Annotated in this window: 22 protein-coding genes, 3 tRNA genes and 2 pseudogenes; 16 read left to right on the forward strand and 11 right to left on the reverse strand. The window is 67.2% G+C overall.

Going from position 1 to position 21,429, the window contains the following annotated elements:
• Positions 1–59: 59 nt before the first annotated feature.
• The 3 genes from G3N18_RS09820 to G3N18_RS09830 all read left to right on the forward strand — a co-directional run bounded on the left by G3N18_RS09820 (position 60) and on the right by G3N18_RS09830 (position 385).
• A tRNA-Glu gene (locus G3N18_RS09820) sits at positions 60–132 on the forward strand.
• Between the two features lie 26 nt (positions 133–158).
• Positions 159–232 (forward strand) — tRNA-Asp (locus tag G3N18_RS09825).
• A gap of 80 nt (positions 233–312) precedes the next feature.
• A tRNA-Phe gene (locus G3N18_RS09830) sits at positions 313–385 on the forward strand.
• A 348-nt stretch (positions 386–733) separates the two neighbouring features.
• Here the strand turns inward: G3N18_RS09830 and G3N18_RS09835 are convergent.
• From G3N18_RS09835 to G3N18_RS15875, 11 genes and pseudogenes are all read right to left on the reverse strand, one after another.
• The gene (locus G3N18_RS09835; RefSeq protein ID WP_196384105.1) at positions 734–1,072 is read right to left on the reverse strand and encodes a DUF6221 family protein; all 339 of its coding nucleotides are present in this window, start codon (positions 1,070–1,072) and stop codon (positions 734–736) included.
• Between the two features lie 59 nt (positions 1,073–1,131).
• Positions 1,132–1,926 (reverse strand): DUF7662 domain-containing protein, encoded by a 795-nt coding sequence (locus tag G3N18_RS09840; protein ID WP_196384106.1) that lies wholly within the window; start codon positions 1,924–1,926, stop codon positions 1,132–1,134.
• A 91-nt stretch (positions 1,927–2,017) separates the two neighbouring features.
• Positions 2,018–2,215 (reverse strand): hypothetical protein, encoded by a 198-nt coding sequence (locus G3N18_RS09845; protein WP_196384107.1) that lies wholly within the window; start codon positions 2,213–2,215, stop codon positions 2,018–2,020.
• 122 nt (positions 2,216–2,337) lie between these two features.
• Positions 2,338–2,457: pseudogene (locus tag G3N18_RS16605) on the reverse strand (hypothetical protein); the annotation flags it as partial.
• A 41-nt stretch (positions 2,458–2,498) separates the two neighbouring features.
• A pseudogene (locus G3N18_RS09850) lies at positions 2,499–3,020 on the reverse strand (tyrosine-type recombinase/integrase); the annotation flags it as partial.
• Positions 3,021–3,029: 9 nt separating this feature from the next.
• The gene (locus tag G3N18_RS09855; protein WP_196384109.1) at positions 3,030–3,335 is read right to left on the reverse strand and encodes a hypothetical protein; all 306 of its coding nucleotides are present in this window, start codon (positions 3,333–3,335) and stop codon (positions 3,030–3,032) included.
• Positions 3,325–3,567, reverse strand: a complete 243-nt coding sequence (locus tag G3N18_RS09860; protein ID WP_196384110.1) for a helix-turn-helix transcriptional regulator — start codon at positions 3,565–3,567, stop codon at positions 3,325–3,327. Before G3N18_RS09860 ends, G3N18_RS09855 begins: the two co-directional genes overlap by 11 nt.
• Positions 3,564–4,931 carry a replication initiator gene (locus tag G3N18_RS09865; RefSeq protein WP_196384111.1) on the reverse strand — a complete coding sequence of 456 codons (1,368 nt, stop codon included), beginning with the start codon at positions 4,929–4,931 and terminating at the stop codon, positions 3,564–3,566. Before G3N18_RS09865 ends, G3N18_RS09860 begins: the two co-directional genes overlap by 4 nt.
• On the reverse strand, positions 4,918–5,163 hold the full coding sequence (locus G3N18_RS09870) for a hypothetical protein (RefSeq protein WP_196384112.1): 246 nt from the start codon (positions 5,161–5,163) through the stop codon (positions 4,918–4,920). Before G3N18_RS09870 ends, G3N18_RS09865 begins: the two co-directional genes overlap by 14 nt.
• A 177-nt stretch (positions 5,164–5,340) precedes the next feature.
• Positions 5,341–6,639 (reverse strand): FtsK/SpoIIIE domain-containing protein, encoded by a 1,299-nt coding sequence (locus G3N18_RS16490; RefSeq protein WP_196384113.1) that lies wholly within the window; start codon positions 6,637–6,639, stop codon positions 5,341–5,343.
• A 113-nt stretch (positions 6,640–6,752) separates the two neighbouring features.
• On the reverse strand, positions 6,753–6,989 hold the full coding sequence (locus tag G3N18_RS15875) for a hypothetical protein (protein WP_206693133.1): 237 nt from the start codon (positions 6,987–6,989) through the stop codon (positions 6,753–6,755).
• Positions 6,990–7,304: 315 nt separating this feature from the next.
• Between G3N18_RS15875 and G3N18_RS09885 the strand changes: the two genes are divergently transcribed.
• The 13 genes from G3N18_RS09885 to G3N18_RS09945 all read left to right on the forward strand — a co-directional run bounded on the left by G3N18_RS09885 (position 7,305) and on the right by G3N18_RS09945 (position 20,965).
• The gene (locus G3N18_RS09885; RefSeq protein ID WP_137418271.1) at positions 7,305–7,856 is read left to right on the forward strand and encodes a hypothetical protein; all 552 of its coding nucleotides are present in this window, start codon (positions 7,305–7,307) and stop codon (positions 7,854–7,856) included.
• A 195-nt stretch (positions 7,857–8,051) separates the two neighbouring features.
• Positions 8,052–9,167: a DNA-methyltransferase gene (locus tag G3N18_RS09890; RefSeq protein ID WP_196384114.1), complete on the forward strand. Its 1,116-nt coding sequence runs from the start codon at positions 8,052–8,054 to the stop codon at positions 9,165–9,167.
• A complete protein-coding gene (locus G3N18_RS09895) occupies positions 9,164–10,060 on the forward strand; it encodes a NotI family restriction endonuclease (RefSeq protein ID WP_196384115.1) in 897 nt (298 codons plus the stop codon). Before G3N18_RS09890 ends, G3N18_RS09895 begins: the two co-directional genes overlap by 4 nt.
• Positions 10,060–10,521: a hypothetical protein gene (locus G3N18_RS09900; protein WP_196384116.1), complete on the forward strand. Its 462-nt coding sequence runs from the start codon at positions 10,060–10,062 to the stop codon at positions 10,519–10,521. The genes G3N18_RS09895 and G3N18_RS09900 overlap by 1 nt, the downstream gene beginning before the upstream one ends.
• Entirely contained in the window at positions 10,508–11,848 is a 1,341-nt protein-coding gene (locus G3N18_RS09905; RefSeq protein WP_196384117.1) for a hypothetical protein, read from the forward strand. Before G3N18_RS09900 ends, G3N18_RS09905 begins: the two co-directional genes overlap by 14 nt.
• A gap of 299 nt (positions 11,849–12,147) precedes the next feature.
• Positions 12,148–12,747 (forward strand): methyltransferase domain-containing protein, encoded by a 600-nt coding sequence (locus tag G3N18_RS09910; RefSeq protein ID WP_196384118.1) that lies wholly within the window; start codon positions 12,148–12,150, stop codon positions 12,745–12,747.
• 51 nt (positions 12,748–12,798) lie between these two features.
• Positions 12,799–13,344 (forward strand): LysM peptidoglycan-binding domain-containing protein, encoded by a 546-nt coding sequence (locus tag G3N18_RS09915; RefSeq protein WP_196384119.1) that lies wholly within the window; start codon positions 12,799–12,801, stop codon positions 13,342–13,344.
• Positions 13,345–13,510: 166 nt separating this feature from the next.
• Entirely contained in the window at positions 13,511–14,683 is a 1,173-nt protein-coding gene (locus tag G3N18_RS09920; protein WP_196384120.1) for a zinc-binding dehydrogenase, read from the forward strand.
• 83 nt (positions 14,684–14,766) lie between these two features.
• The gene (locus G3N18_RS09925) at positions 14,767–15,939 is read left to right on the forward strand and encodes a polysaccharide deacetylase family protein (protein ID WP_338038467.1); all 1,173 of its coding nucleotides are present in this window, start codon (positions 14,767–14,769) and stop codon (positions 15,937–15,939) included.
• A gap of 105 nt (positions 15,940–16,044) precedes the next feature.
• Positions 16,045–17,172, forward strand: a complete 1,128-nt coding sequence (locus G3N18_RS09930; RefSeq protein ID WP_196384121.1) for a glycosyltransferase — start codon at positions 16,045–16,047, stop codon at positions 17,170–17,172.
• Positions 17,169–17,432, forward strand: coding sequence for a glutaredoxin family protein (locus tag G3N18_RS09935; protein ID WP_196384122.1), 264 nt, complete (start codon positions 17,169–17,171; stop codon positions 17,430–17,432). The genes G3N18_RS09930 and G3N18_RS09935 overlap by 4 nt, the downstream gene beginning before the upstream one ends.
• Positions 17,433–17,531: 99 nt before the next feature.
• Entirely contained in the window at positions 17,532–19,262 is a 1,731-nt protein-coding gene (locus G3N18_RS09940) for an aldehyde dehydrogenase family protein (protein ID WP_420827090.1), read from the forward strand.
• Positions 19,263–19,321: 59 nt separating this feature from the next.
• Positions 19,322–20,965: a GMC family oxidoreductase gene (locus G3N18_RS09945; RefSeq protein WP_196384128.1), complete on the forward strand. Its 1,644-nt coding sequence runs from the start codon at positions 19,322–19,324 to the stop codon at positions 20,963–20,965.
• Positions 20,966–21,429: the final 464 nt, after the last annotated feature.

The following is a 21,429-nucleotide window of genomic DNA, read 5'->3' on the forward strand; positions in this document are numbered from 1 at the left end:
ATTTCTCAGGGGATCTCGTATGCTTGAGCGTCGGTAAGAATGAGCCTCCGGGTTCGCTCGGCCCCATCGTTTAGCGGCCTAGGACGCCGCCCTTTCACGGCGGTAGCACGGGTTCGAATCCCGTTGGGGTCACTCTCCGGCATACAACTGAATAGTATGGCCCTGTAGCGCAGTTGGTTAGCGTGCCGCCCTGTCACGGCGGAGGTCGCGGGTTCAAGTCCCGTCAGGGTCGCTCCGAGCGACGGGCCCTTTCTTTCGAGATCAGGGCCCTTCGTGTAGGACGCGGCAAGTTCTGTACTGCGCGTGCCGCGCGGCTCTGTAGCTCAGTTGGTAGAGCGCACGACTGAAAATCGTGAGGTCACGGGATCGACGCCCGTCGGAGCCACAAGGCTGATCATTACAATCAGCCCAGAAACCCTCGCCTAGCTTCTACATGGCGGGGGTTTTGCTTTTCCCTGGTGAGGGCTTGTTTTTGCACTCCTGCTCGAGGTTGCCATCCCCCGGTCGTCGAGCGAGCGCAGCGAGTCGAAACGGCCCGGACGGATGCTGATTCGCTGGCCTCTTCGGCGGGTTGGGCCGGTCTGGGGCCGGTTGAGGTCCGATTTCGAGTCATACAGCGCGATGTCCGAGCGACCGCACACAGACGAAACCCCGGCGATGTGGCCGAGGCCAGTGATCGTTCCGGGGTCTTCGCCTGCAAGCTTACGGCCTGACGCCGAGAGCTTGAAGACAGCTACGTGAGCGGGCCCAACTCCCGCCATTCTTCGCGATAGTCGGGATGATCCGCGTAGATGCCGGCGATGTCGCGCACGACAGTCTCCATGTAATCGGCGGCCGCCGCATAGTTCCACGATGGATGCGACTCGACCTCGAGGTATGCGGCGACCATGCGGCGTTTGGCGGCGCAGTCCGCCAGGACGCGTTGATAGTCAACGGCCACGATGTAGCGACCTGGATCGAGAACGAAGGTCGTCATCCATGTGCAGAACTCGCGGTCGGCCGTCGGCGAGATCTCGGCAACGGACATGGCGATCCTCTCGTCGTCCGCAATCCTCGCCTCTACGAATGCCACCAAGGGATCCGTCTCTCCTCGATTCGACGCATTCATGCTTCTGTTCTCCATCAGACGGGTCACTCTCCTCGAGCATCATCTGGATCGGAACCCTCGTCCAACTTCGCGCCGGAGTCACGGTACGTCGTCGCGTTCCAGCACGGAAGGTTGCGTTCTTCGAGGGCCTCCAGGAGGTCCTCGAGAGCAGGCGGAACGAGCCAATCGAGCCAGCGTTCCGTCTCACCCTTGCGACCCGTCGAGAAGCGGTGAGGGCGCACCCACGCCTCCCAGGCCAGCTCGAGCACAGTGAACTCGAGGATCTTGGCTGCCCACTGATTCGCCAGCTGGATCCGATCGACCAATGTCACGCCCCGCTCAGAGAGTTCAACGATGCGGTTTGCGTCGATGCGCGAGATGCCGACTTTGTACATGCCCTCGCACGCGAGGCGGAGAACGTAAACGTCGTGGGGTTCCCAATAGCCGTTGAGAACGTGCGGGTGGTTGCCGCTTAGAGGTTCCTCGCGGGAGAGACTCGATCGCGCATAGTTAGCCCAGCTCACTCGCATGGCCCTGGTCGCATCGATCCCGTTGTTGCGCTCGAACACCTCGTGGGTGAATGTGACGGTCTCGGCGTCAAGATCCACGTAAGCGCGGCGATCGACCCGCAGCCAGGCGACCGCGTACGGGTGACGCGGATCCGAACCCCACCACGCATCATCCGTTCGCGCCTGCGTAGGGAGGTCACGGCTGATGATTCGCGTGATTTCATCGAAGGTCAGCACGAGGTCTTCCTCGTCGTCCACAGTCTCCAGGTACTCGGTCAGCGGGACGAATGCTCGCTCGCTTCGAGCGATGGGCCAGCTCTCATCTCTCATCTGTGTTCTTCCTTTCGTTCCTCCGACGAAGGTGTCGAAGTGGTGTATCGGTATAGGCCCTCCCAACAGCCCTTCGCGGACATCGCGACTTTTACGGCCACCGCTCGAAGACATCGTCGAGCGCATCGATGTGCGCGACTGACCGCTCGATGTGCGCCAGCTCGAACTCGTCGGCGAAGTCGTCGGCGTTGCGGTGCAACAGGCTGCGGTACTCCCCCAGCGCGTTGACGAGGATGGCGTGGCATTCCGGGTTGGCGAGCAGCTCGTCGAGCTCCTGGTGGACGCCCATCACGCCCCCTCACCGAACAGCGAGTCGATGGCGGCGGCGGCACGGCGGGCAACGTCGGAGCGGGCGCGGCTGTAGCGCTCGGTCATCTGCATGCTCGAGTGCCCGAGTACGGCCTGGACGTCGTTGGCGGAGGCACCGGCATCGAACAGCATCGTGGCGAGCGTGTGGCGCAGGTCGTGGAGTCGCAGGTCGTCGCGGCGCAGCTTCGAGCGGAGCGTCTTCCAATCGATCGCGCGACGCACGTTCGATGCGCTGATCCGCCGCCCCGAGGACCCGTGAACACGAGGTCTCCGCGGTGCTTGCCGGTCATCGCCTCAAGCAGCGGCGCGACGAGCGGCATCGGGATCGGCACGTCCCGCTCCTTGTGGCTCTTCGGCGTCAGCTCGACCCCACGGCCGTCCGCACCGATGCTGAACGCCCGGCGCACATGGATCGTCCGATGCGCAAGATCGACGTCCTCCATGCGCAATGCCGTCGCCTCATTGGCGCGCATACCGGTGTAGACGAGAGCGGCGATATAGCGCCGGTAATGCGCATCATCGATCGCCGCCAGCAGTATCGGCACCTCCGCGGCCGTGAGAGCGCGAGATCGCAGGCTCGTCGCGGACTCGGACTTCGGACGGCGCGCGAGACGTGCCTGGTTCAGCGGCACGAGACGCGCGCGAACGGCGCCGTCGAGCAGCCGGCTCAACACCGAGAGCGCGTCGATGCGCGTGGAAGTGCTCCCTTCCCATCCGGCGATCGCCTCCTCGATGACGCCAGCCGTGAGCTTCTCGAGCTTCACGTGGCCCAGCCACGGCTTCACCCGCAGCCGCTAGCCGCGCTCGTAGGCACGCGCCGTCGATGCGCGCACACTGCCCTCGATGACCGACCAGTGCCGCGAGTGCCATTGGGCGAGCGTCATGTCACCATCGGGAAAGCGGCGGGTGAGGGTCTCAGCGCGGAGCTTCTTCGCCTCCGCGAGGGTCTCGACGTAGGTCGACCGTTCGCGCTGCTCGCCGTTCAGGCCGATCGCCCAGACGCGCACCTGGTACTTGCCGCGGTCCTTGCGGAAGCGGATGCCCTCGGGCAGTGGGCGTCGGGTTTTCGGGTCGATCCGCTCGCTTCGTTCAGCCGACACCGCGCGTACCGCCGGCCTCGAGGAACGCTGCGACGGTCGACGACCGCCAGAGCATGTGCTTGCCCATGTGCGCGTCGGGGAACGGGAACCGGTTCTGCCGCCGCAGCGAGTCGAAGGTCGACAGCGGTACGCGGCAGAGCGCGGCGGCCTCGCGGCGAGTCAGGTAGTCGTTCTGCTCGGCGTGACCGGCGACCTCGACCTCGGGGTCGTCGACGAGCGTATGAGTGGTCATGTCGTGCTCCTTTCGGTGGATGGGGTGTTGCGGTCTCGTGCGCGATCGTGGCGCCACTGTCGGGCGGCATCCGCTGCTTCTCTCGCGAGCGCTTTGTCGCCGTCGGTGAGCCAACCCATGCCCGCGTAAGCCCATGAGCCGATGACGAGTACCTCGTCCGGGCTGATCTCCTCGGCCGGCTTCGTCTTGGCGAGCAGATGCCTGAGGCGCCAAGTCCGTCGTGCGCCGCGGAGCGAGCCGAGCGTCACCGAGTAGCGACGCGACTTCGTCGAGAAGTGACCGCGAAAGCCGAGCATCCCTTCCCAGCGATGCAGCTGCTCGTACGGTCCTTCGGGATCGACGACAGCCGCCAGCTCGCGAACGGTCGACTTGATGCGCTTGATGTGATCGCGGCCGGCACCCGTCGGCTCGAGGTCTTCGGTCGCTTTGGTGGCGTACTTCGCGATGTAGGCGGCCACGGCGCGGTCGGAGAGCGCACCATCGAGACCTTCGCGTCGGACGATCTGTCGAACGTCGAACTGCTGGCCCCAGGTGAGCGTCCGCTCCTGGTCGTCACCCGGAAGCGGCGTGGCGGTCACCTGTGTCTTGCGCACCGCGGACTCGATCGCCGCGACGAGGTGATCCGTCGTCGCTGCCGTCGGCGGGGCCGGGAAGGGGAGCTCTGCATGGATGCCGTCGAGCCTGATGATCGCGTGGAAGTGCACGACTCCCCGACGCTGGAACTCGGCGACCTTCGCGAACTGCAGCCGTACGACCCGGGCCGCTGCGCGCTGCGTCATGCCGAGCGATCGAGCCAGCTCGCGGCGCAGCCGGATCGTGAACCGACGCCACAACTCGGGCGCGTGGTACTGCCAGACGACGTGACCGACATAGTCGTAGCACTCGGCGCACACCGCATCACCGCGCTGCGGATCTTCGTCGTCATGGTGGCAGCGGCATCCTCTCGGCTTGCCGTGCTCGCAGACGCCGGTGCGACGGTCGACGGCGGTCGTGTGCACGGCGCCGAATGACGGTGCCGTGAGCGTGAGGAAGACCATCGGATGCTCGGCGACCTCCTCCGGAACCTCCTTCATGCCGCCCGCGGCGCCGGCCATGATCATGTGCCAGGTGTCACCCTTGTACTCGTGGCTGCACGACTCGCAACGGGTGGCACGCCGGTTACCGCAGCGGGTGAAGGTGATGCCGTCCGGTTCGCTCGCCGATGAGTAATCCGAAAGAACTTCGCCGGATGCCTCGCGGAGCGTCGTCGAGGATCCGACGAGACGCACGGGGTTTTGGCAGTAGCCCGTCGAGGCGACGTTGCGCATCCAGCGGTCGTACTCCGCGCTGCGGAGCCGCTGCGCGACGGACTCATCGAAACGCATCGGTCACCACCATCACGGGCACCGCGCAGCCGATGGGGTAGGTCAGGGCCATGAAGGGGTCGTCGTACCAGGTGATGCGGCAGATCTCATCGCTCTCGCCGGTCTCGCGGCGCAGCTCCTGCCAGTTGATGATCGCTGCGTCCGAGCAGGAGTTGTTCGCGATGGTCGGCCCGTAGTCGTCGAGCAGACTGTCATCGACGGCGGGCGCGTCGTATCGTGCGACCTTGAGCATGGCGGCGCGGTCCCACTTCTCCCCCAGGTTGCAGGGCGCAAGAACGTCAGCGGGGCGCCCCGGTCGTCTGGCGGCTTGGGGTGGGCGGCGGGCTCCCAGTCGGCGCCGCACAGCCCGACAGGACGAGCGCCGCGACGAGGCCAACGATGGCAGCCGATGCGAGACCACGGATGCTGTTCATGATGCGGTTTCCTTTCGTGAGGTGCGTCGAGGTGGTCGCGGCGCACGGGGTGAGCGCGGCTGACGCTCTTCGGGTGGATCGGGGATGACGACTGGCACCTGCCGCGGTGCGGCATACCGTGACGAGACGTCGCGGATCATGTCGTCGGTGATCAGTCCGGCGCGGACACGCTCGGGAGGACGGCCATCTTCGGGCAGGACATAGGCGACGCCGGGAATGGTCGGCGAGATCTCGTGACAGCGTGCACCTGCCGCCACGGCTCCGTCGCCGAGGACCATCGCGGTCTCCATGCGGTCACGCAGTCGGAGCCCGACCGTCTGAGTGAAGAGGCCGCGCGCCGGCAACGTCTCCTTGCGCGGATCTTGGAGACAGGCGAACACGATGAATCCGACAGCGCGGCCCTGTGAGGCGAGAGTCGCGAGCGCGGAGTTTGCCCGGCGGAGCAGGTCCCGGCCGGTCTCGTACGCTGTGAGCGCCGCGAGTTCGTCGATCAGAACGACGACCGTCGGGCTGTCGAGGGTCGCGACGTGCTGTCGGGTCGTGCCCGCGAGATCCTTCGCTCGCTGTTGCATCGCGGCGACGGCATCCTCGAGCAGAATTACCGAGCGCTCAGCGTCCGCGGCAAATCTCGTCAGCAGCGAGCGCCCGAGCGCGAGTTCCATGCCGCCCTTGCGGTCGATGCCCCACACCTCGACGAGGCCGCTGTGAATGGGTTCGGAGAGTCCGAGGAGCAGACCCCACACCAGCGATGCTTTGCCGCTGCCCGATGCGCCGGCCACGAGGGTGTGGGGACCGAGGCGAAGCGACCAAGGTCCGCCTGTTGCGTCTCTGCCCATCGGGACCGTCTTGCCGTCCCACGCCACGGGCAGGTCGAGGGAGAACGCAAACTCGAGCGCATCCACGAACTCGAGCCGCAGCACCATCGCGCCGATGTGCTCACCGTGGACCGTCGCGCGGCGTGCGCCGAAGGCCTGCGCGAGTAGATCTGCCTGCGCCTGCAGGTGCTCACGGCCGAGTCCTTGCGGGAGGGCAATGGCGACGGCGCAGGTCCACCCCTCCCACACAGGCGCGCTGATTGCGGGGACCACCATGCCGCGCGTTCCGTAGCCGGGGACTCCGAGGCCGACGCGCATCGCTACCCCGGACCAGTTCGCGAGGATGTTGCGCGAGACATCGCGCCTCCACTTGTCCTCGGCACGGCGCGGCATCCGCAGCGCCGTCACCGTCAGCCAAAGGCCGAGCATGAAGACAAGCGCCAGGCATCCGACGTTGAACGCAACCTGCACGGCCGGCACCGGCGGCAGCCATGAGACGACAACCACAAGCGCTGCAGCCCACCACCACCGGCGCGGGAGAATGCCGATCTCGTCACCCCAGCTGCGCAGCTCGCGCGGTACGGCGGTTCGCATTACTCGGCACCCCGCGACTTGGGCGCCGGCTTCATTTCGCGGGCGCGGAGCGAGTATGCGACGCGAGGACGCCCCTGCCCCTCCTTGACGTACGGCGTCACGGTGAGCCCCTCGAACACAGCCGGGCGGAACGGCAGGCCGTTCAGCTCGGGCGGCAGCTGCGGCTCGGAGATGCTCGCGATCTTGACAGTGACCTCGCCCTGGCCCTTCTTGGCGTCGGGGTCGGCGTCGATCACGCGGACCTGCCAAAGCGGGTGACCGGAGTTCTTGTCGAGATCCTGCCCCTGCCGCTCGCCGTCGTCGGACCACTTGACGATCGGCTCGACCTCGCCGACGACGAACGCACCCCGCGGGAAGAACGCGTCGAAGCTGACCGGGATTGCTCACTGGATTGCCATTAGTAATTCCTCTCAACTGGTGAACTTTTTGCTCACAAAAACAGCATCACACTTCCTTCTCATGCAATCAACCTTTTTCTCACTTAGCGCTTCGGTGTCTCTACGCGCAGAAAAACGGCACACGAGTAAGCTCGGAGCCGTGGAGGGGTCACCATGAGCGAACTGCCGGCACTGCCGACGTGGGGCGTTGTCCCCGACCCGGTTCGCAACGTCCTCCAGCGACTCAAGGAGCGAGCCGCTGCCGGGGTCGAGGCAATGGACACTCAGAAGATCAGCGGCGAGACCCCGCAGAACCACGACGAAGCGTTCCTGCAGATGTCGTGGGCAGCCGAAGCCGCCGATCGAGCCACGCGGGACTATCGCAGCGTCTTCAACGCCTACACGCACAAGTTCCACCAACCGAAGCCGCCGATCGGCGAACTCGCTGCAATGCAGGGAGCGATCACACAGTCATTCGCGAAGCGGTACACACCGAAGACCGTCGAGGCGATCGAGGCATTGCTCTCGGAGGAACCCAACCTTGACGCGATCCGTTCGGGCATCCGCGCCCTCGGCTTCGAGGATCTCCGCGGTATCTCCGACGCGCTCGACCGAGCGATGGCAGCCGCCGAGTCTGAGCGTGGCTTTCACCCATGGCTGCCGGCTGCCGACAAGGCTCGTGCCGCGAGCCGCGCCCTACAAGACCTCGGCGACGACGAGCTGTGAGAACTTTCTTTACTCGTTCAAGGCCGGCCTCCGGCCGGCGCGGACTTGCTCGGCCGCCTGCGGTGCGTGCGGTCCTCGCTTCGCTGCGGTCCGCGCGCTCCTCAGCGCCCCGAGCAGACCGCCCGATTTCCGATGTCGGCGCCGTGACATACGCTCGCCTCACAACCTCGGGCCAACCAATGTCAGGAGCCAACGATGACCGCTCTACCGCTCGGCGATAGCGACTTCCTCGAGTTGCCAACATCGGTACGCATCGCCCGCGGCCCTGAGCAGTGGCGTAGGTTCGACGACTGGGCTGACGACAAGTCGAGTGACGCGCTGCTTATGGAAGGCGACTCCGCGCGAGTGCTCGAGGGGTTGCCGGCCGAGTCGGTCAACATGGCGATGACTTCACCGCCGTACTGGAATCAGCGCCAGTACGACGGTGACGGTATCGGGCTGGAGGCGTCGCCGGCGGAGTTCGTCGACAATTTGCTCGAGGTAACCGCTCAGTTGAAGCGAGTGCTTGCGCACGATGGAAGCTTCTGGCTCAATATCGGCGACACGTACTACCGAAAGTCGCTTGCAGGAGTGCCGTGGCGCACCGCCCTACGCATGATCGATGAGCAAGGGTGGATTCTCCGAAATGACGTCATCTGGAGCAAGCTGAAGGGTGGCATGGACACGTCGTCCGACAGATTGGCAAACACTCACGAAATGCTCTTTCATTTTGTGAAGAATCCGAAGTACTACTACGACGCCGATGCGATCAGATCAAAGCCGCGCGCCGCGAAGTTGGTCAACGGCGCGGTCGTGTCCGCTACCGGTGTGTCTGGGGTCCGTTACCGCCGCAAGATTGAGCTTTCAACCGAGCTGTCTCTTGAGGAGAAGGTGAGGGCCTCTAGCGCGCTGGACGGCATGCTGTCTCAAATCGCCCGTGGGGAGTTCTCAGACTTCCGTATGGTGATCAGGGGCGGCGGCCAACGGGTGACTCACTCAGACCAGGACCGCGTATCCGGGCGCGCAAAAGAGTTGCGCGACAAGGGCTTCTACTTTCTGAGATACCACCCGAACGGCGCGAAACCGTCGGACGTTTGGGACATCGTCCCTGAGGACACCCAGAAGCGCGACCCGCTGCATTACGCGGCCTACCCGGTTGATCTTTGCCGAATTCCAGTCCTCGCCACGACACCCCCGGGCGGCATCGTGCTCGATCCGTTCGCGGGCACAGGCACCACGCTGGTAGCGGCGCGTACGCTCGGTCGACGAGGCGTCGGCATCGACATCTCCTCTCGATACATCGATGTGGCGGCCAATAGACTCGCTGTGTGAAGCAGGTAGTTGAGCTCTTTGGCACACGTGCGGACGCCGACGGCGACTGGAGTCAGATCGTCGCCGACCAGGTCTGTCCCTTCGATCACAAGAAGTGCTACAAGACTCGCAAGAGCAATCCCGAGATCTCGATAGGCACCTGTACCGTTCAGTACCCCGTCGAGCCCATCATGATCTGTCCGAAGCGAATGATCGACGGGGGGAAGATCTTCCGCGACGTGCTACACCTCTTGCCGCGCCACGAGCCCGGTAACGACTATCACCTGATTCCAGAGTTCTCGGTCCCGGGCGGTTCCATCGACTTCGTCGTCGCGTCGGTAAAGGGAAACGACGTCGTCGACTTCGTTGGTGTCGAGTTGCAGACCCTAGACACTACCGGAACAGTCTGGCCCGCTCGCCAGCGTCTGCTCATCGAGAAGGGTGTCATCGACCCTGAGCCACTCGAGGCCAAGAGCTACGGGATGAACTGGAAGATGACGGCCAAGACCATTCTCGTCCAAATGCACCATAAGGCCGAGACGTTCGCCAATCTCGATCGACATCTCGTACTGGTTGTTCAAGATCGCCTCGTCTCCTATATGCAGAATGAGTTCGACTTCGACCACTTCAGCAATCCCGCCGTGAGCGCAGACACGGTGCAAATCCACGGTTACGGGATGCCCGATCGCCCCGGCACAGAACGGCTGGGGCTCGCTCTCTCCACGCGCATCTCAACAGACGTTGCGGGGATTGAACGAAGCCTCGGGCTCCGCGGGTCCGCTGTGCTTGAAGAAGAGTCCATTCTTGGCGCGCTTGCTGACAAGGTCTCAGAGTCGACGCTCTTCAACCCTCTGGTATCAGACGTTCCAGCCTCCGCATCCCTCACCTTCCCCGCGGCGGAGGTGGAAGACTGATGTGGTGGCTCGCCACAGTTTCGAAGCACCACCCTCGCAACTGGGACCTCTGTAAGGAAGTCGGACTGTTCGGCTACGCGCGCGGACTCGCCAAATGCGAAGAAGGCGATCACATGCTCGTGTGGCACGGCGGCAGAGGGTACATGGCGTATGGCGTGATTACTGGAGCGCCATTCGTGCCCCGCACACGCGAGGAAGCGCCGTGGCCGGGTGGGCTTTACCGCTTTACCTCGGTGGTTCCGTTCAAGGTCCAGTTGGAGCTCCCAACAGCAGGTATCTACTTGAAGTTCCGTGACAATGTACAAGAAGTCACCGGGTTCAACACCGCGAAGCTCCAGCACAGTCTTAGCGCGATTCCGGATGAGGCTGCGTCGCTAGTCACTGAACGCCTTCTTGAGGCCGAACTTGGCGACCCCAAAGACGCCGGTACCGTAGGGGAAGTGTCGCGTGCAGAGTCTTGAGGACCTGACTGCGTCAATTCGATCAGAAGGCTCGCGGTCACAGTTCGACGAGGCAGTTCGTGCGTACCGGGCGGGTGCCTACAAATCGGCAACGATTGCCCTGTGGATTGCAGTGATCCACGACATCATCGAAAAGGTGCGCACCCTCGCCGAGGACGACGACGCCCAGGCGAAGACGGTCATTGCAGAGCTCGACGCTGCGAGGGCAAGTCGTAACATTCCCAAACTTCAGCAGATCGAAAACGCCGCGCTTGAGAAGGCGCGAGACGGGTTCGAGCTGATCACGCATCGCGAGTTCGACGAGCTGAGGCGATTGTACGAGGATCGCAATGCGTGTGCGCACCCGTCCTTCCTGTCCGATATCGAAGATCCATTTCAGCTCACAGAGGAGCAGGTACGAGCTCACGCACGATCCGTCGTCGATTCGCTGCTAAGTCAGCCTGCTAAGGTTGGCCGCGCGCTGCTCGATCGATTCTTCACGGACATTCGTAGCAATAGCTGGCCCGAGGACGACCTGAGCGAGTTCCTGCGAACTCGATACTTTGACCGCTCGAGGTCAACTGGAACTCGTAACCTGCTCACCGCTGGTCTCAAGCTCGCAATCCGTCCCGGCGACGAATCGAACGTGACTGCCGGGCGATGTGTGGCAACTCTGCACGCAGCGGCGCAGACTGATCGCGGTGCGGTTGATAGCGTTATCCGCTCGGTCCTCGGCAGGTGGCGGGACTCACTGACGGATCAAGATCTCGCCCGCTGCGTCGGCGCAGTCGGGTCGTTCCGTGCGACTTGGGCGGCGCTCGGCGCGGACAACGCCGCGAGAGCGACAACCCTATTTAGGTCTGACACTGGATGGTTGATCGAGAATCGCGCGTTCGCCTCAGGGCCGCCAGCGGACGAGGACGTCTCTACCTCATACAGGGACGCGATAGACCGCCTGACGTTTGAGCAAGTCGATGCCCTCACCCGGCGCCCATACAACTCAGTTCAATGGGTCGAACCCGCAGTCAAGTTCCTGGCTGATTCGCGGTCGTATCGGTCCGCGGAGGAACGCTTGCGAGTCGTGCTCAGGCTTGCGTCCGTTTTGGATCTGGACTCGCTACGCAAGGTGACCGAATCGCTCGCTCTCAACACGCAGGTCGCCTACGCGGGTGGAACGAAAACGCTACTCCTTCAGCTGCTGGATGAGACGCTGGCGACGCCCGGGGCACGCCGCGTTTGGGTCGAAGCGATGACGAAGTATGCAGGCAACTACGACCGCACTGCCGACGTCTCTGGCGAATACTCATACGAAGAGGTGTCGGCACGACTGTCAGACGACACAGAGTGAGATCCGGGCCGGTCCAGGGCCGGCAACCCGGCTGAAACCATCCACGACCAGCCACCACCAACGAGCACGACTTCCGCGGAACCATGCGGCAAACGAGCACTCGTGAGCACCCGTAAACCCGGCGCATACAACTGAAAATCGTGAGGTCACGGGATCGACGCCCGTCGGAGCCACACGGCTGATCATTACAATCAGCCCAGAAACCCTCGCCTAGCTTCTACATGGCGGGGGTTTTGCTTTTTCCTAGTCGCCCTGAACACCAGCCGCCGCGCCGACGACCACGTCGATAGCCTCATGACGTGACCGACATCGCGACTGCCTACGCCGTCCGAGCCGCAGAGTATGCCGACACTCTCGGGTCGATAAACGCGGTGCATCCCAGCGATAGGCAGCTCGTCGACACGTGGTCGAGCAACGTATCCGGCCCCATCCTCGACGCGGGATGCGGGCCCGCCCACTGGACCGATCACCTCCACCGTCGAGGCCTCGATGTGCACGGCGTCGATATCGTTCCGGAGTTCATCGACAGAGCCCGAGCCGCCTACCCATCCGTCCCGTCCGCCCTTGGCAGCATCGACGAGATCGACGAACCCGACGGCTCGCTCGGCGGCATCCTCTCGTGGTTCTCGACGATTCATCACGAGCCACCGCGGATCATGATCCCGCTCCTCGAGTTCGCGCGAGTCCTCCGCCCGGGCGGCACTCTCCTTCTCGGATACTTCGACGGCGCCGAGGTCGAGCCGTTCGACCACGCCGTCGTCCGCGCCTACCGCTGGCCCGCGGGTGGGCTGAGCGCAGTGCTCGAGAATGCGGGGTTCGACGTCATCGAGACGCATCGGCGAACCGAGCGCGGCCACCGCGACGTCGGCGCCATCCTCTGCGAGGTTCGAGCACGCTGAGCTGATCACCCACCCCAACCCCCACCGATCCGACCTGGTACTGTCCCGCTCATGAACAGAGGCGAGACGGTGCTGGCGGGAGTCGCCGGTCTGGTCGTCGTCGGGCTTCTCTCGCTGAGCGCCCCCGTCATCGCCTCGTGGGTCACCGGTTCCGACGTGGCGGAACGCCCGAGCGCGGCGACCACGTCGACGCACGCGCCGGCGCCTACCGATACCCCTCTGCCGACGAGCGCTGCCACGGCGACGGCCGATCCGGGGGACGGCGAGTACCAGTCGGTGGGTGACGGTCTGGTCATTCCCGCACAGGGCTCCGGCGGATGCTCGACGTGGGCGGCAATTCATCCGTACGGTGACCACGATCCGAGCGCGAGGCTCAGAGGAACGATCACCGACCTCGGATCGAGAAGCTTCGCCACCGGCACCGTCGGCCTCGACGACGACGGTCAGATCGCCACGTACACGGTCGCCTCCGGCGACACGGGCTACGGCATCGGCGATCGCCTGTGCATCGACTACATCACCCTCCTCGCCTACAACGGCAAGTTCGCTCCGCCGAACGAGATCCAGCCCGGAGATGTCCTGATCCTGCGCCCGTAGGCATCCGTCTCGGCGACCCCTTCCACCACCGCAGACCCTCAACCGTCACCGACGGCGTGAACCAACCGTTCGCGGCCGCTGAGGCAGGGGTCCGCCCCGGACGCCCCGTATCGTGGAACCCGCCCGCCGCATCGCGGCGGACGGATCCCCCACGAAGGAGTGGCCCATGCGCATTCGCGGAGCTGTGCTCGAAGAGGTCGGGCGCGCGCGCCCGTTCGCCGACAGTCGCCCGATCACGATCAGCGATCTCGAGCTCGACGAGCCGGGGCCCACCGAACTGCTCGTGCGCATCGAGGCCGCGGGCCTGTGCCACTCCGACCTGTCGGTCGTCGACGGCAACCGCGTGCGGCCGACGCCGATGCTGCTCGGGCACGAGGCTGCCGGCATCGTCGAACAGGCCGGGGTGGATGCCTCGGCCGCCGGCTTCTCGGTGGGCGATCGCGTCGTGCTCGCCTTCCTGCCTCGTTGCGGGCAGTGCGCGAACTGCGCCACCGACGGGCGCCTGCCGTGCATTCCGGGCACCGCGGCGAACAACGAGGGCGTGCTGCTCGGCGGAGGCATCCGTCTGCACCGCGCGGCGCCCGACGCAACCGACGCACCCGCCACGCCCGGCACACCCGAAGCACCCGCCCCGACGGCCGAGGAAGACGTGCGCCACCACCTCGGCGTCTCGGGCTTCGCCACGCACGCCGTCGTCGACCACCGCTCGGCCGTCGTCCTGGGGCACGACGTGCCGCCCGAGGTCGCCGCGGTGCTCGGCTGCGCCGTGCTCACCGGCGGAGGCGCCGTGATGAACGCGGGCGCCCTCGCCCCCGGCGAAGACACGATCGTGGTCGGCCTCGGCGGCGTCGGCATGGCGGCCCTCCTCACCGCCGTCTCACTCGGCCACGGCCGGGTGATCGGCGTCGACGCGGTGCCCGCCAAGCTCGACCGGGCGCGCGAGCTCGGCGCCGACGCGGTCTACACGCCCGAACAGGCGGTGGATGCCGGCATCCGCGCCCCTCTCGTCGTCGAGGCCGCGGGGCACCCGCGCGCCTTCGAGACCGCGTTCGCGCTCACCGCGCCGGGCGGCCGCACCGTGACGGTGGGCCTGCCTGCTCCCGCCGCGCGGAGCGAGATCTCGCCGCTCACGATCACGGCCGAAGCGCGCACGGTGATCGGTTCGTACCTCGGCTCGGCGGTGCCCGCCCGCGACATTCCGCGGTACGCGCAGCTGTGGCGCGACGGACGCCTGCCCGTCGAAGAGCTCATCAGCGACACGATCGAGCTCGACGACATCAACGCGGCGATGGACACCCTCGCCGACGGCCGCGCCATTCGGCAGATCATCAGGTTCTGATTCGAGGTTTTCGACACCTCGTCCCACTACGCTGTGACCGGCGCCCCCGCACGGGGTCGGGTGCGTCAGAACGGGGGACACGGGTGCGCGGCATCCCTCTGCGTCGGCGCGTGCGCGCGACGCGCGTGATCGGCGCCGTGACGGCGCTCCTCCTGAGCGCCGGCGCTCTCGCCGCGTGCGCGACCGGATCGACCGATGCCGACGGCCCGGCCCCCTCGCAGACGGCGACGCCCACACCCACCCCGACGCCCACGCCGCTCACTCCCGCCGAGCAGCTGCTCGCCGCCAACACGTCGGTGGCGGGAGCGTGCGCGGTGTCGTTCCAGCTCGAGGGCGCGACGATCGACCCGCAGCTGCAGGTGCAGGACCACCTGTTCGACCGTCTGCCGATCCCGCGCGCCGCCGGGCGCGCCTTCGCGGGATGGTACGCCGACCCGGCCGCTGCCGCGGCGGCATCCGCCGATCCCACGACGGGCGCGGCGAACCCCGCCGTGCGCGTCAACGGCTCGCATCTGGTCGCCTGCCCGACGCACCAGCTCACCCTCTACGGCGCCTGGACGACGCCGGGCGCGGTCACCGCCGTGGGCGCGCGCGTGCCGATCATGATGTACCACCAGTTCACCGCCAAGCCCGGCGGCGAAGACGGGTGGCTGCGCGGCAACTACTCCTACATCGAGGACTACCGCGCCACGATGCAGTACATCAAGGACTCGGCGTTCTACCTGCCCACGTGGGACGAGCTGAGCGCCTTCATCGACGGCGCCCTCTACCTGCCCGACCACTCCGTGATCGTCACCGACGACGACGCCGATCCCACGTGGCTCACGATGGCCTCGCCGATCAACGAGCAGCTGCAGCTGATGGCGACGTCGTTCGTCATCACGGGCGGCGGCGTGCCGCAGCAGAACCGATTCGTGCTGCAGCGCTCGCACACCAACGACATGCACCATGCGGGCGAGAACGGCAAAGGCCTCATGGTGAACCTGCCGGCCGCGCAGGTGGCCGCCGACATGGATGCCTCGGCGAAGGCCCTGCAGGGCGCCGGCGTCGGCGCGCCCGACTCGCACGAGATCATGGCCTACCCCTTCGGCCACAACAACGACGCCGCCCACCAGGGGCTGACGCAGGCCGGGTTCGAGATGGCGCGCACGATCGAGCAGGGCTACGTCACTGTCGGCAGCGACAAGCTCACCCTGCCGTGCATCCGCATCAACTACGGCATGGGCGTGCCCGATGTGAAGAAGCTCATCGGCTGACCCCGCACCGGCGCATAACGAACTGACAGATCACACACAGGTCGCGCCATACCGCGTGCCGATACGCTGAGACGACCTTTTCCGCCGTCGATTCGCGAGCGCACCATGGACTTGACCGTCATCGTTCCGACCTTCAACGAAGGACCGAATGTCGCGGAGCTCCTCCGCCGACTCGGCTCCTCCCTCGAGGGACGAGAGTTCGAGGTGGTGTTCGTCGACGATTCGACCGACGACACCCCCGACATCATCCGCGTCGTCGCCGCTGGCGTCGACTTCCCGGTGCGCCTGATCCACCGCGACGAGCCCGTCGCGGGCCTCGGCGGCGCCGTGCTCGAAGGCTTCCGGGCCGCCGACTCGCGCTGGTGCCTCGTGATGGACGGCGATCTGCAGCACCCGCCCGAGGACATCCCCCGCATGCTCGACCGCGCGGCGGTCGGCGACGTCGACATCGTCGTGGCCTCGCGCTACGTCGCCGGCGGCACCGCGGGCGGCCTCGCGAACGCCACCCGCACCGCGGTTTCGCGGGCCTCGACGGTCCTCACCAAGTCGATGTTCCCGCGCAAGCTGCACGGCTGCACCGACCCGATGACCGGGTTCTTCCTCGTCGACCGCGACGCGATCGACCTCGACTCGCTGCGCCCGCGCGGCTTCAAGATCTTGCTCGAGATCCTCGCGCGCCGCCAGCTGCGCATCGGCGAGGTGCCGTTCGCGTTCGCGACCCGGTACGCCGGCGAATCGAAGGCGACCTTCACCCAAGGCATCCGCTTTCTCACGCAGCTCACCATGCTGCGCTTCGGCCGTATGTCGGCGTTCGCCCTCGTCGGCGGCGTCGGCGCGATCGCGAACCTCGTCATCATGTGGGGCCTCATCCGCCTCGGCATGGGGTACATCCCCGCCGCGATCATCGCGAGCGAAGTGACGATCATCGGCAACTTCCTGCTGCTCGAATACCTCGTCTTCCGCGACATGCGCGCCGATTCGGGCTCGATGTGGATGCGCTTCATCAAGTCGTTCGCGTTCAACAACGTCGAAGCGGTCGTGCGCATCTCGGTGCTGCCGCTGCTCGTGCAGGCGCACATTCCGAGCGTGCTCGCCGCGGCGATCACCCTCGCCGCCGCCTTCGTCGTGCGCTTCGTCTACCACGCCCTGTGGGTCTACGCCCCGAAGCGGGTCTCGGCGAATGCCGCGACACCGGCCGTGCGCGAATCCCGCAGTCGTACCCTGGAATCATGACCTCTTCCTCCGACCAGACCATCACGATGTTCGGCGCCGACTGGTGCCGCGACTGCCGCCGCACGAAGGCGCAGCTCGACGGGCTCGGCATCGACTACACCTACGTCGACCTCGAGGCCGACCCGGCTGCCGCCGACGTCGCCCGCGAGATCTCGGGCCGCACGAACATCCCCGTCGTCGTGTACCCGGATGCCTCGCACCACGTCGAGCCGTCGAACGCCGACGTCGAGGCGAAGCTGCGCGAGCTCTCGCTGATCTGACGCCGGCGCCGCCCGCTCGGCACCGCGTGGCGAAATCCTTGGGACTGCGTGTCAGCACGGTCGTAGACTGAGCGCGGCCGTTACCCGAAGGAGAGTGCCGTGACCACTGCCGTCGACCCCGCTCGCGCCCACGCGAAGAACAAGCCGGCGGCGGTGCCCGAGCCGCCCGAGCACGAGCGCGCCGCGCTCGACGCCGCGATCGCCGACCTCGGCACCGGCGCACGCGCCTGGAGTCTGCTCACCCTCGGCCAGCGCCGCGCCCTGCTCCGCCGCGTGCACGCGACGACCGCCGCCGTCGCCGAGGAGTGGGCCGACGTGGCATCCGCGTCGAAGGGGCTGACGCCGGGGTATCCGCTGCGCGGCGAGGAGTGGCTGTCGGGGCCGTATGCGGCTCTCGTCGCGGTCGATGCCTACGCCGACACCCTCGGCGCCCTCGACGCCGGGCGTTCGCCGATCACCGGCGTGAAGACGGGCACCGCCCCGGGCGGCCGCACCGTCGTGCACACGTCTCCCCTGACGGCGACCGACCGCCTGCTGCTGTCGGGCTACTCGACCGAGGTGTGGCTCGAACCGGGCGTCACCGCCGATGCGGCCCGCCGTGCGGCCGGGCTTGGGCAGCGGCATCCGTCAGACTCCGGCGGCGTAGGCCTCGTGCTCGGGGCCGGCAACATCACCTCGATCCCCTACCTCGACGTGCTCTACGAGCTGATGGCGTTCAACCGGGTGGCGATTCTCAAGGTCAACCCCACGCAAGACGCGCTCGTGCCGGTCTTCGAGCGCGCCCTCGCCCCGCTCATCGAGCCCGGGTTCCTGCGCATCGTGACCGGCGGCGGCGACGTGGGCGCGTATCTCACGCAGCATCCGGCGATCTCGCACGTGCACATCACGGGGTCTGAAGCGACCTTCCGCGCCATCGTGCCGAGTCTCAGCGTGCCGATCTCGGCTGAGCTCGGCGGCGTCTCGCCGATCATCATCGTGCCGGGGCAGTGGTCGGCGGCCGACCTGCGCTACCAGGCCGAGCACGTCGTGACGATGCGGTTGCACAACAGCGGACACAACTGCATCGCCGGTCAGGTCGTGCTCCTCAGCGGCGACTGGCCGCAGCGCACCGACTTTCTGCGCGAGCTGCGCGCGGCGTACGACCGCGCGCCCGAGCGCCCGGTCTGGTACCCGAACAGCGACAAGAAGATGGATGCCGCGCGCGACGCCTACCCCGACGCCGCGCGCTGCGGCGACGGCAGCCGCACGCTCATTCTCGCCTCGCCCGCAGACGCCGAGTCGCTCGAGACGACCGAGTACTTCTCGCCCGTGCTGGGCGTCGTGACCCTCGCCGGCACCGGACAGGAGTTTCTCGACGCGGCCGTCGCGCATGCCAACGATCGACTCACCGGCACGCTCGGCGCGAACGTGCTGATCGACCCCGCGACCCAGACCGCGCTCGGCGCGGGCTTCGAGCGGGCCATCGCAGACCTGCACTACGGCACGGTCGCGGTGAACGCCTGGACCGCGTTCGGGTTCCTCACCCCCACGGCGACCTGGGGCGCCTACCCGGGCGGCACGGTCGACGACGCCCCGAGCGGCATCGGCATCGTGCACAACGCGTTCCTGCTCGACCGGGTCGAGCGCACCGTCGTGCGCGGGCCGTTCCGGCCGTTCCCCCGATCGGCGACCTCGGCAGTGCGCGGTTACGGGCTGTCGGTGCTGCCGAAACCGCCCTGGTTCGTCACCTCGCGCACCGGAGCGGCGGTGTGCGAAGGGTTCACCCGGTTCCGCATCGACGGAGACTGGGCGAAGATGTCGGTCGTTCTCGTGAAAGCGTTCGGCGCGTGAGCGCGGCGCAGGGCGCGGGCGGTGCGGCTGGCGCGGGGCGCCGCGGCGCGGGCTTCGGCATCCGTCGCACGGCCGACCTCGACGCCGACTACATCGTCGTGGGGGCGGGGTCTGCCGGCGCGGCCCTCGCCGCGCGACTGAGCGAAGACCCCTCGGTCTCGGTGCTGCTGCTCGAGGCTGGGCCGGTCGACAAGGCCATGGAACTGCACGTGCCGGCCGCGTTCTCGAAGCTCTTCCGCGGCAAGTACGACTGGAACTACGACACGGTGCCGCAGCCCTCGTTGGAAGGCCGCACCGTGTACTGGCCGCGCGGCAAGACGCTCGGCGGGTCGTCGTCGCTAAACGCGATGATGTGGGTGCGCGGGTTCGCCGCCGACTACGACGAGTGGGCGACCGCGGCGGGCGACAACTGGTCGTGGGCCGCGCTCGCGCCGTATTTCTTGCGTGCCGAGAACACCGAAGACGCCAAAGACCCCTCGCTCGGCCGCGGCGGCCCGCAGTCGGTCGAGCGCCAGCGCGACCCGCGCCCGCACACGGCGGCGTTCCTCGACGCGGCGCGCGAACTCGGCCACCCGGTGACCGAAGCGAACCTGCCGACGGGCCAGGGGTTCTCGCAGACGATGGTCTCGCAGCACCGCGGTGCGCGCGCCTCGACCGCCGACGCCTACCTGCGCCCGGCGCGGCGCCGCAAGAACCTGCGCGTCGTGACCGGCGCACAGGTTCGACGCGTGACATTCGACGAGAGCACGGGCGGAGCAGGCGGCGAAGAAGGCCCCCGCGCGACCGGCGTCTACGTCGACATCGCCGGCATCACCCGGCATGCCCGCGCGCGGCGCGAGGTGATCCTCAGCGGCGGCGCGATCAACACGCCCCACCTGCTGATGCTCAGCGGCATCGGACCGGCCGAGCACCTGGCATCCCACGGCATCGACGTCCTCGTCGACGCCCCCGACGTCGGCGAGAACCTGCAAGACCATCTCGTGTCGGGCCTCGCTCCCGCAGCGAAGGGCGGCACGCTCTACGGCGCCGAGATGCCCGCGCAGCTGGGCGCCTACCTCACCCGGCGGCGCGGCATGCTCACCTCGAACGTCGCCGAGGCGTACGGATTCGTGCGCACCGAGGTCGCCGACGAGACCGGGGCGCCCGCAGACCTGCCCGACATCGAGATCATCTTCGCCGCGGCGCCGTACGTCGGCGAAGGGCTCGTGCCGCTGCCGGCCGAGGGCATCACGGTCGGGGCTATCCTGCTGCGCCCGCGCAGCCGCGGCACGATCCGGCTCGCGTCGGCCGACCCGGCCGACGCCGCCGTCATCGACCCGGGCTACCTCAGCGACCCCGAGGGCATCGACGCGCGCACGGTGCTCGCCGGGCTCGCCGAATGCGAGCGGCTGATCGCCACGCGCGCGCTCGGCGCCGTGACGACCGGGGGGTGGGTGCAACCGGCCGGCGGCGAGTCGATGACCGCCGAGGAGCGCGCCGAGGCATCCATGCGCCGCTACTCGCACACGCTCTACCACCCGGTCGGCACGGCCCGCATGGGCCTCGACGACGCCTCGGTCGTCGACCCGCAACTGCGGGTGCGCGGCGTGCGCGGGCTGCGCGTGGCCGATGCCTCGGTCATGCCGACGGTCATCCGCGGGCACACCAACGCGCCCGCGATCATCATCGGAGAGCGCGCGGCCGACCTCATCCGCGGGCGCTGAGCCGCGGGGCGGGGCAGGCGCTGCGCTCGTCGGCACGAGTCGCGCGGCGCGGCGCGTGCGGTATTCAGTCCGTACGGCCGCGGCGAGCCGTGCGAAGCCCGACATCACGCGAGAACCCGCGCGACCACCGCGCGCAGAGACTGAATACCGTACGCAGGCTCCGGCGTTCAGATGCGCGCGGCGCGGGAACCGGCGCGCACCGGCTGGCACCGCCGGGAGCCGCGCGCGAAGACGAGCGGGAATTCACACCCCGCTGACGCGAAACGCCACACCGCCCCTGCGCGCGAAGCGCGGGGGCGGTGCGAGTGAGAGCTGAGGGTCAGCGGCCGCGGCGCTGGCCGGCGCCGTTCTGACGCACGACCGAGCCGACCATGAGCTTGCCGCCGGTGCCGCCGCCGTGCGAGGCGCGACGCCCCGCGGTGCGCGGCGTGCCGGATGCCTGTGCCGCGCCCTGGTCACGCGCA

This window comes from Microbacterium paulum, assembly GCF_015707995.1.
Taxonomy (GTDB): domain Bacteria; phylum Actinomycetota; class Actinomycetes; order Actinomycetales; family Microbacteriaceae; genus Microbacterium; species Microbacterium paulum.